Origin of the sequence: Frigoribacterium sp. CFBP 13729 (genome assembly GCF_014841875.1) — a bacterium.
Taxonomy (GTDB): domain Bacteria; phylum Actinomycetota; class Actinomycetes; order Actinomycetales; family Microbacteriaceae; genus Frigoribacterium.
In genome coordinates this window covers 333,343-348,011 of sequence record NZ_JACYUR010000002.1, presented here as the reverse complement: position 1 = coordinate 348,011, position 14,669 = coordinate 333,343, and the positions used below count along the sequence as shown (strand labels likewise).

General features: G+C 72.7%; 13 protein-coding genes and 1 tRNA gene. 4 read left to right on the top strand and 10 right to left on the bottom strand.

The window, feature by feature from the left end:
• Positions 1-302: 302 nt before the first annotated feature.
• The 3 genes from IFT77_RS08060 (at position 303) to IFT77_RS08050 (ending at position 3,052) form a co-directional block, all read left to right on the top strand.
• Positions 303-1,511 carry an MFS transporter gene (locus IFT77_RS08060; protein ID WP_146903824.1) on the top strand — a complete coding sequence of 403 codons (1,209 nt, stop codon included), beginning with the start codon at positions 303-305 and terminating at the stop codon, positions 1,509-1,511.
• 73 nt (positions 1,512-1,584) lie between these two features.
• A complete protein-coding gene (locus tag IFT77_RS08055) occupies positions 1,585-2,415 on the top strand; it encodes an aldo/keto reductase (RefSeq protein ID WP_192041013.1) in 831 nt (276 codons plus the stop codon).
• 112 nt (positions 2,416-2,527) lie between these two features.
• Positions 2,528-3,052, top strand: a complete 525-nt coding sequence (locus tag IFT77_RS08050; protein ID WP_192041012.1) for a ribonuclease H — start codon at positions 2,528-2,530, stop codon at positions 3,050-3,052.
• A gap of 25 nt (positions 3,053-3,077) precedes the next feature.
• Here IFT77_RS08050 and IFT77_RS08045 read toward each other — a convergent pair whose 3' ends face one another.
• The 4 genes from IFT77_RS08045 to IFT77_RS08030 form a co-directional block, all read right to left on the bottom strand.
• On the bottom strand, positions 3,078-3,839 hold the full coding sequence (locus IFT77_RS08045; RefSeq protein WP_123547988.1) for an SDR family oxidoreductase: 762 nt from the start codon (positions 3,837-3,839) through the stop codon (positions 3,078-3,080).
• Between the two features lie 103 nt (positions 3,840-3,942).
• Positions 3,943-6,522, bottom strand: a complete 2,580-nt coding sequence (locus IFT77_RS08040) for an RNA helicase (RefSeq protein ID WP_192169689.1) — start codon at positions 6,520-6,522, stop codon at positions 3,943-3,945.
• 341 nt (positions 6,523-6,863) lie between these two features.
• Complete coding sequence (locus IFT77_RS08035) at positions 6,864-7,844, bottom strand: hypothetical protein (protein ID WP_192169688.1); 981 nt, start codon at positions 7,842-7,844, stop codon at positions 6,864-6,866.
• Positions 7,845-7,927: 83 nt separating this feature from the next.
• Entirely contained in the window at positions 7,928-8,116 is a 189-nt protein-coding gene (locus IFT77_RS08030; RefSeq protein WP_192169687.1) for a hypothetical protein, read from the bottom strand.
• Between the two features lie 162 nt (positions 8,117-8,278).
• Here IFT77_RS08030 and IFT77_RS08025 point away from each other — a divergent pair, with 162 nt between their 5' ends.
• Positions 8,279-9,217 (top strand): NAD(P)-dependent oxidoreductase, encoded by a 939-nt coding sequence (locus IFT77_RS08025; RefSeq protein ID WP_192169686.1) that lies wholly within the window; start codon positions 8,279-8,281, stop codon positions 9,215-9,217.
• A 38-nt stretch (positions 9,218-9,255) separates the two neighbouring features.
• Here the strand turns inward: IFT77_RS08025 and IFT77_RS08020 are convergent, their stop codons facing one another.
• The 6 genes from IFT77_RS08020 to IFT77_RS08000 form a co-directional block, all read right to left on the bottom strand.
• Positions 9,256-10,002, bottom strand: a complete 747-nt coding sequence (locus IFT77_RS08020) for a hypothetical protein (protein WP_192169685.1) — start codon at positions 10,000-10,002, stop codon at positions 9,256-9,258.
• Positions 10,003-10,078: 76 nt separating this feature from the next.
• Positions 10,079-11,647 carry a methyltransferase gene (locus IFT77_RS16855; RefSeq protein ID WP_371740984.1) on the bottom strand — a complete coding sequence of 523 codons (1,569 nt, stop codon included), beginning with the start codon at positions 11,645-11,647 and terminating at the stop codon, positions 10,079-10,081.
• 113 nt (positions 11,648-11,760) lie between these two features.
• On the bottom strand, positions 11,761-12,606 hold the full coding sequence (locus tag IFT77_RS16850) for a DUF4190 domain-containing protein (RefSeq protein WP_244638602.1): 846 nt from the start codon (positions 12,604-12,606) through the stop codon (positions 11,761-11,763).
• A 106-nt stretch (positions 12,607-12,712) separates the two neighbouring features.
• Positions 12,713-12,788: transfer RNA gene (locus tag IFT77_RS08010), tRNA-Ala, on the bottom strand.
• Positions 12,789-12,863: 75 nt separating this feature from the next.
• Positions 12,864-13,901 carry a DUF3040 domain-containing protein gene (locus tag IFT77_RS08005; protein ID WP_192169684.1) on the bottom strand — a complete coding sequence of 346 codons (1,038 nt, stop codon included), beginning with the start codon at positions 13,899-13,901 and terminating at the stop codon, positions 12,864-12,866.
• A 111-nt stretch (positions 13,902-14,012) separates the two neighbouring features.
• Positions 14,013-14,660 carry a GNAT family N-acetyltransferase gene (locus IFT77_RS08000; RefSeq protein ID WP_192041003.1) on the bottom strand — a complete coding sequence of 216 codons (648 nt, stop codon included), beginning with the start codon at positions 14,658-14,660 and terminating at the stop codon, positions 14,013-14,015.
• Positions 14,661-14,669 lie beyond the last annotated feature (9 nt).

Here is a 14,669-nt window from a genome sequence, read left to right as displayed (position 1 = left end):
GGGGCAGCGGGCGTAGTACCTGCGGCAACTCCTCGATACTACATCTTGTGGCCCGGACTCGGGCCCACAACTAGATGCGGTGTTACAGGCGTGTAGTTCTGTCGGGCGAGTTCTCCACAGGAGTTCCCCCAAGTTCTGCACAGATCTGGCGGAGTTGCCCCCAGGATCTGGCGGTTGTGCACATGTTCCTCCCCACCTCCGACATCGCGACGGCGTCGTCCCCAGTTCGGGGCCACGGCGTGTCGCGGCGTGTCGGGACGGGGCTGCCGGACGCGCCCGCGCCTCCGTAGACTCGACCTCTCGTGAGCACCTATTCGTCCCTCCTGAAGACCCCCGGCGTGGGGCGCATCATCGCGGCCCAGCTGACCGCGCGGTTCCCCTTCGGGATGCTCTCGCTCGCGTTCCTGCTGCACGTCGAGCACGTGCACCACTCGTACGCGGCGGCCGGGCTCGTGCTCGCCGCGACGAGCATCGGCCAGGCGATCTCCGGCCCGCTCACCAGCCGCTGGATGGGCCGCTGGGGCATGCGCCCCGTGCTGCTGCTGACGCTCAGCGTCTGCCTCGTCACGATGCTCGCGTTCACCGCGTACGACTTCTCGGTGCCCGCCTTCATGGCCCTCGGCTTCGTCACCGGCCTCAGCGTGCCGCCCGTGCAGCCCGCCGTCCGCACGATCTACCCGAAGATGGTCAACTCGTCGCAGCTGACTCCCCTCTTCTCGCTCGACGCCTCGGCCCAGGAGATCATCTGGGTCGCCGGCCCGGTCATCACCACCTTCGTCGGGACGCAGGTGGGCACCCGCGAGGCGATCTGGCTGGCCGCGCTGTTCCTCGTCGGCGGCGGCATCTGGTTCATCGCCTCGCCCGAGGTCGGCCGCGTGCGCATCCCGCGCAGCAAGCGCTCGTTCGGCAAGGTGCTCGCCCGGCCCACCGTGCTGCTCGCCACCGTCGCGGGCTTCCTCCTGATCGGCGCGTGCGCTGCGGTCGAGGCCGGCGTCGTGGCGCTCTTCGGCGAGGGCAGCGCCGACTCCGGCATCGCCCTCGCGGTCTTCGCGGCAGGGTCGCTCGTCGGCGGCCTCGCGCTCGGGCACGTGCCCGTCGGCCCGTGGGCGCTCGGCCGCCGCCTCGCGATCGTGTTCGTCGGGATGGTGCTCGCGATCTTCGCCACGGGGCTCCTGCCGATCAGCGGCGCCCTGCTCGTCGCCGGGGTCGGCATCGCGCCCGCCCTCGCCGTGATGTTCGCGATCGTCTCGTCGAGCGTCAAGTTCAGCGACACCGCCGAGGCCTACGGCTGGGCGGGCACCGGCCAGCTGATCGGCTCGGCCCTCGGCTCGGCGATCGCCGGCTTCTGGATCGACCGCATCGGCGGGCAGGGCGGCCTCGTGGTGGCCGCGGCCTTCGCGTTCGTGGGCGTGGTCGTCGGCCTCGTGTTCCACCGTGCGCTGCCCGACCTCCGCGGCCGCGACGCGAGCCCGCTGCCCGACACGGAGCCGGTCCCCGTCCAGGCCAGCTGACCGGCGCCTCCTCCTCCTCGCTCGGCCCGCGCCTCCTCGCCCCTCCCGTCATCGCGGATGGGAGGATCGGGACATGTCCGACATCACCGTCCCGTCCGTCGTCCTGTCCGACGGAGCCCGCATCCCCCAGCTCGGCCTCGGCGTCTACAAGGTCGCCGACGACGAGGCGCGCACCGTCGTCGCCACCGCCCTCGAGCTCGGGTACCGCCACGTCGACACGGCGTCGTTCTACGGCAACGAGGTCGGCGTGGGCCAGGCGCTGCGCGCCTCCGACGTGCCGCGGGACGAGGTCTTCGTCACGACCAAGGTGTGGAACACCGAGCAGGGCTTCGACGAGACGCTGCGCGCCTTCGACGCGAGCCTCGACCGCCTCGGCACCGACCACGTCGAGCTCTACCTGATCCACTGGCCGGCCCCCACGCAGGACAAGTACGTCGACACCTGGCGTGCGCTCGAGCGGATCGCCGAGGAGGGGCGGGCCCGGTCGATCGGCGTCAGCAACTTCCAGGTGCACCACCTCGAGCGTCTGCTCGGCGAGACGAGCGTCGTGCCGGTCATCGACCAGGTCGAGGCCCACCCGTGGCTGCAGCAGCACGAGCTGCGCGAGTTCTGCGCCGCCCGGGGCATCGCCGTCGAGGCCTGGTCGCCGCTCGCCCGCGGCCGCGTGCTCGACGACGCCGCGATCGGCCGGATCGCGGCGAAGCACGGGGTCGAGCCCGCCCAGGCCGTGATCCGGTGGCACCTGCAGCAGGGGCTCGTCGTCATCCCGAAGACCGTGAACGCGCTGCGGCTGGCGTCGAACCTCGACGTGTTCGGCTTCGAGCTCGACGAGGACGACCTCGCCGAGATCGCCGCGCTCGACAGCGGCGAGCGCTCCGGCTCGCACCCCGACCAGGTCGGCTGACCCTCGACAGCTCGCTGCGCGGCACAGCCGCGGCGCACCGAGGAGGCGCGGGTCGAGGGGCGGCCGCCGCTCGCGTACCGTGGTGGGCGCACATCACGAGCAAGGAGCACCCATGACGATCGTCGCCGCCGCTGACGGATCCGCCCTCGGCAACCCCGGCCCTGCCGGCTGGGCCTGGTACGTCGACGACGACCGCTGGGCCGCGGGCGGCTGGCCCCGCGCGACGAACAACCAGGGCGAGCTCACCGCCGTGCTCGAGCTGCTGCGGGCCACGGCCGGTGCCGGCGAACCGGTGCACGTCCTGTGCGACAGCCAGTACACGATCAAGGCCTGCACCGAGTGGATGCCCGGCTGGAAGCGCAAGGGCTGGCGCAAGGCCGACGGCAAGCCGGTGCTGAACGTCGAGATCCTCAAGGAGCTCGACGACGCCCTCGCAGGGCGGAAGGTCACCTTCGAGTGGGTCCGCGGCCACGTCGGGCACGAGATGAACGAGGCGGCCGACGTCCGCGCACGGGGTGCCGCCACCGCGTTCCAGAACCGCACCGAGGTGCCCTCAGGCCCCGGCTGGCCCGGCGCCCCCGTCGCGACGACGTCGCCGGTCGCGGCCCCGCCCGAGCCGCCCGCCACCCTCTTCTAGGCGCCGTGCCGCGCGCCGCGGCGCGCTACATCGAGGGGTGCGTGCTCGACAGCCCGCCGTCGACGACGAACTGCGCGCCGGTCGAGAACGCGGAGTCGTCGGAGGCGAGGTGCAGGGCGAGCCCGGCCACCTCCTCCGGCATGGCCAGCCGCCCGCGGGGGCTCATCGTGCGGAACGCGTCGAGCAGGGCGGGCTGGGCCTCGACCTGACGTCGGAACAACGCCGTGTCGGTCGGCCCGGGGTGCAGCGAGTTGATGCGGATGTCCCAGCCCTCCTGGGCGGCGTGCGCCGCACTCGAGCGGGTGAGGCCGACCAGGGCGTGCTTGCTGGCGGTGTAGGCCGCGTCGTCGCCGAAGCCGAGGAACGACGTCGCCGGCGCCAGGTTGATGATGGAGCCGCCGGACCGCTCGGGATTGGCGCGCATCTGCTCGATCGCGAACCGCGTGCCGAGCATGACGCCCGTGACGTTGACGGCGAAGACGCGGTTCCAGCTCTCGAGCTGCGTCACGTCGATCGACTGCCCCGAGACGATGCCCGCGTTGTTGACGAGCACGTCGAGGTGCCCGTAGTGGTCGGCCACCCTGTCCATCACGCGCTTCCAGTCGCCGCCGTTGGCGACGTCGTGCTGGATGAACTCCGCGCCGGCCTCGGCCGCGACGGCCGACCCGTCGAGGATGTCGGTCGCGACGACCTGCGCGCCCTCGTCGGCGAAGCGGCGGACGATGGCCTCGCCGATGCCCGAGGCGGCTCCCGTGACGATCGCGACTTTGCCGGACAGGCGAGACATGGGTCCTCCTCGGGGAGCCCGGCGACGGGTCGCCGGGGGCGGTGCACCGGAGGGTCGCTCCGGGGGTGACGGGCAGCCGTGGTCGGCCGGGCCGCCGACAACGTTACTCCTCGACGAGCCTGCCCCCGGTGCCCCCGGCGCGCTCGGAGGCCGGGCCGACGGCCGTCACGGTGACCACCGCCTCTCCGCGCTCGTCGCTCGACGCGAGGTCGACGACGGCCAAGATGCCGAAGTCGTGGTCGCCGTCGGGGTCGGCGAGGACCTGACGGACGCGCCAGACCGTCGGCAGCTGCTCAATCTGGAGCATGTGCGGCCCGCGGGCGTCGGTGTCGGTGCCGATCGTGTCGTACTCGTCGAAGTAGCGGTCGAGGGCCTGGCCCCAGCGGTCGGTGTCCCACCCCGAGGAGGCGTCGAGCTGACCCAGCCCCTCGGCGTCGTCGCGTGCCATCAGCTGCACCCGGCGGAACATCTCGTTGCGGACGGCGATGCGGAACGCGCGGTCATTCGCCGTGAAGCGGCGGAGCACCGGCGGAACGATCTCGTCGTGGGCCTCGACCTCGCGCGGGTTGAGCATCTCCTCCCACTCGTCGAGCAGCGACGAGTCGACCTGGCGCACCAGCTCGCCGAGCCACTCGATCAGGTCGGCGAGCTCGTCGGTCTTGGCCTCGTCGGGAACGGTCTGGCGCAGGGCCCGGAACGCGTCGGAGAGGTACCGGAGCACGAGGCCCTCCGAGCGGGCGAGACCGTAGAAGGCCACGTAGTCGCCGAACGTCATCGCGCGCTCGTACAGGTCGCGCACGACCGACTTGGGGCTCAGCGCGAAGTCGCCGATCCACGGCTGGGACGCCGCGTACGTCTCGAACAGCGCGGTCAGGAGCTCGTCCAGGGGCTTCGGCCAGGTGACGCTCTCGAGCAGCTCCATGCGCTGGTCGTACTCGACGCCCTCGCGCTTCATCTCGGCCACGGCCTCGCCGCGCGCCCTGAACTGCTGCTGGGAGAGGATCGGGCGCGGGTCGTCGAGGGTCGCCTCCACGACGGAGACGACGTCGAGGGCGTAGCTCGGCGACTCCTGGTCGAGCACGTCGAAGGTCGCCAGGGCGAAGGGCGAGAGCGGCTGGTTCAGGGCGAAGTTGGCCTGGAGGTCGACCGTCAGGCGGATGGTGGGCGCGCCTCCGTCGTGGCTCGCCTCCTGCACGACGACCTCCGCGGTGCGGAGCGTGCGGTAGATCGAGATCGCCTGACGCGCCATCGCGTACTGCGCCGACCGGGGCTCGTGGTTGTCGAAGACGAGCGAGCGCACGTTCGCGAAGACGTCGCCCCCGCGGCCGATGACGTTGAGCAGCATGGCGTGGGTGATCTGCATGTGCGAGACCAGCGCCTCCGGCTCGGCGGCGATCAGCTTGTGGAAGCTGGGCTCGCCCCACGAGACGAAGCCCTCCGGCGCCTTCTTGCGGACGATCTTGCGCTTCTTCTTCGGGTCGTCGCCCGCCTTCTCGATCGCTTTCAGGTTGTCGATCTCGTGCTCCGGCGCCTGCAGCACGACGGTGCCCGAGGTGTCGTAGCCCGCACGGCCGGCACGACCCGCGACCTGGTGGAACTCCCGCGCCGTCAGCTGTCGCATGCGGGTGCCGTCGAACTTCGTGAGCGCGGTGAGCAGGACCGTGCGGATCGGCACGTTGATGCCCACGCCGAGGGTGTCGGTGCCGCAGATGACGCGGAGCAGCCCCCGCTGCGCGAGCTGCTCGACGAGGCGCCGGTACTTGGGCAGCATGCCCGCGTGGTGCACGCCGATGCCCGAGCGCACCAGTCGGCTGAGGGTCTTGCCGAAGCCGGTGCTGAAGCGGAACCCTCCGATCAGCTCGGCGATCTCGTCCCGCTGCTCACGGCTGGCCACCTTGATGCTCGACAGGGCCTGCGCGCGCTCGAGCGCGGCGGCCTGCGAGAAGTGCACGACGTAGACGGGGGCCTCGCCGGTGGAGAGCAGTTCTTCGACCGTCTCCTGCACGGGGGTCTGGGCGTACGAGTAGTGCAGCGGCACCGGGCGCTCGACGCCGGTCACCCGGGCGACGGGGCGCCCGGTGCGGCGCGACAGGTCGTCGACGAGGCGCGTGACGTCGCCGAGGGTCGCCGACATGAGGAGGAACTGCGCGCGGTCGAGCAGGAGCAGCGGCACCTGCCAGGCCCAGCCGCGCGACTGGTCGCCGTAGAAGTGGAACTCGTCCATGACGACCTGGTCGACGTCGGCGTCCGAGCCGTGGCGCAGCGCGAGGTTCGCGAGGATCTCGGCGGTGCAGCAGATGATCGGTGCGTCGGCGTTGACCGACGAGTCGCCCGTCACCATGCCGACCTTCTCCGGCCCGAACAGCTCGACCAGGGCGAAGAACTTCTCGCTGACCAGGGCCTTGATGGGCGCCGTGTAGTACGTCCGTCTGCCTTGCGAGAGGGCGACGAAGTGCGCGCCTGCGGCGACCAGCGACTTGCCCGTGCCGGTCGGCGTGCTGAGCACGACCGAGGCGCCGGAGACGAGCTCCATCATCGCCTCGTCCTGCGCCGGGTACAGCGGCAGGCCCCGGCTCTCGGCCCACTCCGCGAAGTCGGCGTAGGCCGTGTCCTGGTCGTACGACTCGGGCCCCGGGTTCTCGGGCAGCAGGGCGGACAGCGGTGCGGAGGGAGCGGGCGACATGATGTGTCGATCCTGCCCCATGCCGGCGACAGCGAGGCGAGGCGGGCCGGAGGCGGTCGGCACCGGTCCGGGCACGCGGGAGGGGCGAGACGGTCGGTCCCGAGACAGCACACGCCCCCGTGGCCGAGCAGGGCTCGGGCGGAGGCGTGCGGTCGCGCCCTCGGACGAGGCCGGGCGGGATCGGATCAGGAGACCACGCTCGGTCGCACGTCGACGATGACGGGCGCGATGTGCCCCGGTAACCAGCCGGTGAGCACACTGCACTGTAGCCCGCACCTCCGCCGAGCAGTGGGGTGAACGGCGGGTGATTCATGCGTCCGACTAGAACTGGGGGCACCGACTCAGAGCGCGACGTCCGGATCGACCCTGAGCTCGTGCACCGCGTCGAGCCCGGCAGGCCGGAGGTCGTCGAGCACGGACACGGCGTCGTCGTCGTCGAGCGACCCGGTCAGGGTGACCGCCCCGTCGTCGAGCAGGACGACCCACGAGCCCGACGACGCGTCCGCGAGGACGTCGCCCCCGAGCGCCCGACCGACGACGGGACAGACGGGCGCGGCCGTCCCGCAGGGTGCGTAGGTCGCGACGTCGTCCGGGGCGACGAAGCTCAGGTCGTAGTAGGCGTCGGGACGGTCCCCCGCGACCGACCCGTCGGCACGCACGACCTCGTCCCCCGGCGACACGTACGAGTACGCGAGGTCGGCGTACTCCCCCGGCGGCGTCACCCCGCGGAGCACGTAGCCGGCGAGCGGCGAGGCAGGGGACGTGCGGGGCACGAGGACCGGCCCCGTCCAGGCCGCGTCGAAGCGAGCCTGCTCGCGGGAGGCGCCGAGCTCGCCCACGGCCAGGGTCAGCAGCAGGGCGCCGAGGCCGAGCCCGAGCACGTACCCGACCCACCGCAGACGGACGACTCCGGCCGCCGCGGCCGGGATGCTCCACAACGGCGGCACGAGGAGCCAGAGGAGAGGACCGAGGCCCACCAGCTCGATCACCGGCGCCGCGACCGAGCCGACCACACCCACCCCGAAGAACACGAGGAGGAGGGCGAGACCCGTCGAGAACAGCCCGGAGAAACGAGCGCCTCGTCGACGACCGCGGACGACGAAGAGGACGACCAGAGCAGAGACGAGGCACCCGAGGAAGACGCCGCCGGCGGCGGCGAGGACGGCCGCGCCGATGCCCTCGCCGGTGGTGGAGGCGCCGGACGTGGCCGCTCCGACGACCAGGGCGGTGAGGACGGCCGCGAGGCACCCGGAGGCGAGCCCACCTGCGACCGCCGCCAGCGATCGGCGGACGGTCAGCGTCGGTCGGTCGTCGTCGATCATCTGCGGCCCCCGTCGCTGTCGTCCTGAGATGCTAGCTCTCGGGCGGTCACCGGCGCGGGCCGTCCTGGGCCAGGCCGACGGGCTCAGCGCAGCGGGATGTGCCCGCCGAGCGTGTCGTCCACCTGCTCGACGGCGCCCTCGCGAGCGGCGTCGTCCGCGACCGAGCCGGCGTGCTCCTCGACGGGCGCCGGGTCGTCCCCGTGCACGGCGGCCGCGTCGTGGCGAGGGTCGACGTCGTGGTCTGCGGGGTCGTGGCTCTGGGTGTCGCTCATGGGGCGCCTCCTCGTGTCGTCCGTCGCCGTGGCGGCGGAGGGGCCGGACGGCCCCGTCCCGCACGACCGTACCCGCGGCTCCGTCGCGCACGTCCAGCGCCGACACGGTAGACAGGAGGAGGCGCACCGAGCGCCGCCCCGACCCCAGGAAGAGTGCAGACGATGTCGTCATCCACCCCGTCCCCCGCGGCCCTCCGCGTCGCCGTCACCGGAGGCAGCGGCAAGCTCGGCCGAGCCGTCGTCCGCGACCTCGCCGCCCACGGCTGGGAGGTCGTGCTGCTCGACCGCGTGCCGAGCCCCGACCCGGTCGAGGGCGTCACGTACGTGCAGGTCGACCTGTCCGACTACGGCCAGGTGCTGCAGGCCCTCACCCACGTCGACGACCGCTACGACTCGGTCGACGCCGTCGTGCACCTCGGGGCGATCCCCGCGCCCGGCCTCGTGCCGAACGCGACCCTCTTCCACAACAACGTCACCGGCAGCTACAACGTGTTCGCCGCAGCCCGTGCGGCCCACATCCGCAACGTCGTCTGGGCCTCCAGCGAGACCCTGCTCGGCATCCCGTTCGACCTCGACCCGCCCTACCTGCCCCTCGACGAGGAGTACGCCGTGCGGCCCGAGTCGTCGTACTCGCTCGGCAAGGCCCTCGACGAGGAGATGGCCCGGCACTTCACCCGCTGGGACCGCCAGCTGAAGATGATCGGCCTCCGCTTCTCGAACGTCATGGACGACGGCGACTACTCGGAGTACCCCTGGGACGAGACGCCCGAGAAGAAGACGTTCAACCTCTTCTCGTACATCGACGCCCGCGACGGCGCACAGGCCGTGCGCAAGGCGCTCGAGAGCGACCTGGTCGGCTTCGAGGCGTTCATCATCGCCGCGACCGACACGGTCATGAACACGCCCACCGCCCTGCTCGCCGACCAGTTCTGGCCGACCGTCGAGCGCCGCGCCGCCGTCGAGGGCACGGACTCGCTGCTCAGCAGCGACAAGGCCCGCGACCTGCTCGGCTTCGTCCCCGAGTACAGCTGGCGCACCTGGGGCGACCGGGTCGGCAAGCAGGAGGCGGCGGCCGACGAGCAGACGGACGACGAGGCGTAGGTGCGGACACCGCCCGACGAGCTCTCAGCGCCCCTCGCTCAGCAGTAGTCCTTGAGCGTGGACGGGCCCAGGATCGCCGTCACCAGACCGTCGATGCTGTGCACGGAGGCACCGTAAGGACTGATCTCGTCTCCCGACACCTCGTCGGCACGGACCAGGTCGTAGACGAGCGAGAGGACCTCGCGGGACGGGTCCGCCGAGAAGTCGTCGGTGTACGCGGGGTCGGTCGCCTCGGCGAGGGGGGCGATCGGGTCGCCGACGGCGATGCCTCCCGGGGTCTGCAGCCGCACGCTCCGGCCGTCGTCCGTCTCGATCGACGGGTCCTTCGTCGTGAAGGTGAGCGTGCCCTCGTCGGTGTAGAGGTCGGGCGTCCCGAGGTAGGTGCCCTCGCCCCAGCCCCAGCGGGTCTGGGCCGGCTGGCAGTGGTCCTCCTCGACGCCCGCCTCCCGCGGTTCGCCGAGGGCCCGCGTCAGCAGGGCGACGGCCTCGTCGAGCGGCAGGGCGACGACGTCGAGCGAGGCCAGCTCGACCTCCCCCTGCCGCAGCGACAACCCGGCTGCCGTCACCACGATCGTGTCGACCGACGCGAGCGCGTCAGGAGCGGGAGCGGGCGTGGCCGTCGCCTCGGCGGGGGCCGGGGTCGACGCCGCCGCCGTGGCCGCCGCACGCGGGGTCGCGTCCCCGTCGCCCGCCTCGCCCGGCGCGGCGCCCGACGCGCACCCCGCCACCGTCATCGTCGCCACCAGCACGGCCGTAGCCGCCCACAGTCCCCCGCGTGTCCTCATGCCCGTCACCGTATCGACCGGCGCCCCCGAACGGCGTCGGCCTGGAGGATGACGGAAGCTCATCCTCGAGGGGCGATCAGGCGCGGAGCATCCCCGTCGTCACGAGCTCGCGCACCCGGGGCAGCAGCTCGGCCGCGAGCGCGACCTCGTCGGCCTCGAGCAGGTGGGCGAGCGCGCCCACGATCGCGCCGACGCTGAGCTCGCCGTCGCAGGCGCCCACCAGCGCCGAGAGGGCCGTGCCCGACTCGACCGACCGGGCGAAGCCGCCTCCCTGCCTCAGCGTGATGACCGTGGGGTCGTCGTTGCCGGGCCAGTAGTGCCGCTCCTCCGTGACGTCGCCGGCGACCGTGAGGCGGGCGCCCAGCAGGGCGTCGTCGTCGAGCGAGCGGAGCAGGTCGACGGCGTCGAGCGTCGCCCCGAGGTGCCGACCGAGGCCGACGTCGTTCGAGCCGAGGCCCCCGAGGAGGCGCTCCGTGCGGACCACGGGCTCCGTCGCCGCGCCGAGCGGTCGCCTCAGGGTCACGTAGCCGAAGCCGACCTCGACGACGCCCCGCTGCTCGAAGTCGCCGAGCCAGGCCTCGTAGAGCCGCTCGAAGTCGGCGGTGCCCGCACGGGTGCCGCCGTCGCGGATCCAGGTCTCGGCGTAGGCGGCCGGGTCCTGCAGCTCGCGCTCGACCACCCACACGTCGAGCGGGACGCCGCCGCGGGCGACCCAGTCGGCCACGGACCAGGCCCCGCGCTTCCCGGGAGCCGCGTCCGCCCCTCCTGTCTCCCAGTTGCCGAGCAGCTGCGCGACGCCTCCCGGCGTGAGGTGGGCACCCGCCTGCGACACGACGGACGCGACGAGGTCGTCGCCGACCATGCCGCCGTCGCGGTACTCGTACTCGGGCACGCCCTCGGCCCGGGGCGTGATGACGAACGGAGGGTTCGAGACCACGTGGTCGAAGAGCTCGCCCTCGACGGGCTCGAACAGGCTGCCGAGCCGGAACTCGATGCCGTCGACGAGGTTGAGGGCGGCGTTGAAGCCCGCGAAGTCGAGGGCACGCTGCGAGATGTCGGTGGCGACGACCCGGCGGGCGTGCCGGGCGACGTGCAGCGCCTGGATGCCGCAGCCCGTGCCGAGGTCGAGCGCGCTGTCGACGGTGCGCGGGATCATCAGCCCGGCCAGCGTCGCCGACGCCCCGCCGACCCCCAGCACGTGGTCCTCGCGGAGCGCGCCCCCGAGGGCCAGCTCGCCGAGGTCGGAGGCGATCCACCAGCTGGCCTCGCCGGACGCGTCGACGAACGCGTACGGCCGCAGGTCGACCAGCGCACGCACCTCGTCGCCGGAGACCTCGAGCAGGCCGAGCGCGTCGGCGCCTGCCGCCGCCAAGGTCGGCAACGCCGCCTCGACGTCCGCGAGCGGCTGCGGCCATCCCAGGATGAACAGCGACGCCAGCGTCGCCGCCGGACGGAGCGACGGCACGCGGGAGGCGCTCCTCACGAGTGCTCGTCGGGCCGCGACGCGCTCTCCCCGGAAGAGCGCCGCACCGGCGCTCGCACCCCAGGCGTCGGGCCCCGTCAGACGGTCGACCGTGAAGTCGGAGGACGCGAGGTCGGCCCGGAGGCGCGCGAGCAGGTCGGGATCACGGGAGTCGAGGGGCACGCCTCCATCTTCGCCGACGCGCGGTCGAGCTGCCTGCACCCTCGGCGGCCCCGAGAGCAGGAGTGCCGCCCGCCCCGGAGGGCGAGCGGCACGGGTGCTGCGGGGAGCTGTCGTCAGCTCTGGTAGACGATCGAGTCGTACTCGAACGGGCCGGGGCTGATCTCCAGGATCAGCTGAGCGGGGTCGGCGACGGAGAAGGCACTGCGCCACGTGACGGACTGGCCGGCGGGGACGGTGGTGCTGGGCTGGTCGAGCGACTGGTCGGAGTCGTAGACGCTCGACGCCTCGACGCCGCTGGAGGCGACGGACGGGTACGCCAGGGTCGGGTCGAAGTTCGCGTCCGTGCCGTTGGTGATCGTGATCGTGAACACGACGTTCGCGGCCTGGTCCGCACCGGCGGCGTACTCGCTGGGGGTGAAGGTCTCGGGCGCGGAGACGGTGACGGCGAGGCCGTCGTCGTAGGTGACCGTCTCGCCGAACGCCACGTTCTCGGTGGTCGTCTCGGCGGCGTCGTCCTCCGCCTCGGCGGCGGGCGACTGCGAGACGGACGTCGACTCGAGGGATTCGTTGATCTGGTCGATCGCCGAGGCGGCGGCGATGAACGTGACGATCGTGACGATGACCGAGATCACGAGGGCGAGGGCCGAGACGGCCGTGCCGATGATCGCGAGGAGGCGCGAACCGCGCTTCTTGACGAGGGCGACGACGCCGAGGACGAGTCCCACGAGCGCCAGGATCCCGCCGAGGAAGATCCAGGACAGGACCAGGCCGACGCCGCCGACCACGACGGAGGCGATCGCGAGGCCGTTGCCTCCGGTGTTCTGGGGCGCGGTGGGGGGCGGGCCGTAGGCAGGAGCCTGGTACGGGTAGCCCGCCGGAGGCGCGCCGGCACCCGGAGCGGAGTGGTCGGGCTGGTAGTTCGGCTGGTGAGGATCGGAGGGAGGCTGCGGAATGCTCATTTCTAAGAGTATGCCGTGAATTTGACACACCCATGGACCCCCGTTGGGGGCGACCCCCGACACGACGAAGGCCCTCCCGTCGGGGAGGGCCTTCGTGGTGCGATCGTGGTGGAGCTAAGGGGATTCGAACCCCTGACCTTCTCATTGCGAACGAGACGCGCTACCAACTGCGCCATAGCCCCAGACCTGCTCCGCAACGATAGCACCCGAGGAGGCGCCGGTCCGAATCGACGCGACGCCCGCCTCCTCGAGGCGGCTCAGACCGCGCGGCGTCGCTCGAGCGCCTCGTCGAGGCGGAAGCTCGGCTCGCCGAGGTCGTCGACGATGCCCATGCGCGCGAAGCGGCTGGGGGCGGCGGGAGGCGCCGGCGGGGAGTCAGCCGCCGGCTGCGCGGCGGGCGCCCTCGGCGTCGCGGGCGCCGGCACCGCCCGGGGTGCGGAGAGGGCCGCCTCGGCTCGAGCGGCCTCGCGCAGCGCCTGGTGCTGTGCCCGCTGGGACTCCCTCAGCGCCTGGACGGAGCGTTCCGACTGACGTCGCAGGTCCTCCGCGGGCGACTCCGCGGCGGGAGCCGACGCCGCCGCCACGACTCCGGACCGGGCGACAGGGCGCTGCCGTCCGCGGCGCAGGTACAGGGGCGTGGGCACGGGGACCGGGGTCCACTCCCTCGACTCGGCCTCGACCTCTGCCTCGGGGTCGCCGAGCGACGAGGAGAAGTCCTTCAGGGGCTGGCCGACGCGAGGAGCGGAGGCGACCTGACGCCGCGCCCGCGCCCGCGACACCGCGGCGAGCTGGGCGAGCATGGCGACCGCCCCGGCCCCGAAGGCGAGCCCCGCGATCGAGGCGACCCAGAACGAGGTCGCGATGCCCGCGACGATCGCGACGACGCCGAGCACGAGCACGACGGTCGAGACGAGACGCGAACGACGGAGGCGGCGGGCGGCCAGCGCGGGATCGTGGTCGGCGGCACGGAGCACGGGTGCCGCTGCGGCTAGTTCACGGGTGACGGCACGCTGACGAGCGGCCTCGTGGGCCCGGCGGAGGGCCTCCCGCTTCGTCTCCTCGCGAGCGAGGATGCGCTGGGCGTCGGCCACGGACCGGGCGTTGGCCTCGATCCGCACCTCCTCGGGCAGCTCGGCCGTCTGGGCGAGGATGCGGAGGGTCTGCTGCAGGCGGACGGCGTTGCGCTCGGTGGCCAGGTACTCGCGGCGGCGCTGCCAGGTGGGCACGAGGTAGACGAGCCAGAGCACGGCGACGAGCGCCAGCACGAGGCCCCCGCCCCACGACCCGATGTCCATGCTGACGAGGGTATGAGCGGGGGCCCGGCGCGTCGGCCATGTCGCGGGGTGTGTCTCACCCAGTTCTGCGCGGATCCAGGCCAGATCTGGGCAGATCTCCCGCGGACCGGCCTAGAGCGGCAGCTGCCGCTCGGCCTCCGCGAGCGCGTCAGGCGGCACGCTGCCCTGGCCGGCCGGGACCGTGCCCGACCGCCACCGGTGCAGGACGCCCTCGGGCACCTCCTCGGCCACCAGCGCGAAGCAGAAGTGGTCGCGCCACATGCCGTTGATGTGGATGTAGCGGCGCCGGAGCCCCTCGTAGCGGAAGCCGAGCTTCTCGACCACGCGGAGGCTCGGACCGTTCTCGGGGCGGATGCAGATCTCCATCCGGTGCAGGCCGAGGGCACGGAAGCAGTGGTCGGTGGCCAGCGCGACCGCGATCGGGGTCGCGTCGTTGCCAGCTGCCGACTGCGTGACCCAGTAGCCGATCGTCGCCGAGCCGAGCGAGCCGTAGGTGATGCCGCTGACGTTGAGCTGCCCGACGAAGCGGCCGTCGAGCTCGATCGCGAACGGCAGGCCGAGACCGGCGCGGGCGTTCACCTGGAGGGAGCGGATGCTGCCGCGGACGTCGTGGCTCGTGAACCCGTTCGGGTTGGTGGCCTCCCACTGCCGGAGCCACGAGCGGTTCTCGGCCAGCGCCTGGTCGAGGTCGCGGGTGTCACGTAGGCGGAGAGGCCGGATGACGACCCGCCCCTCCGCCAGCGTGGGGATGCTGCTCACGTGGTGGTC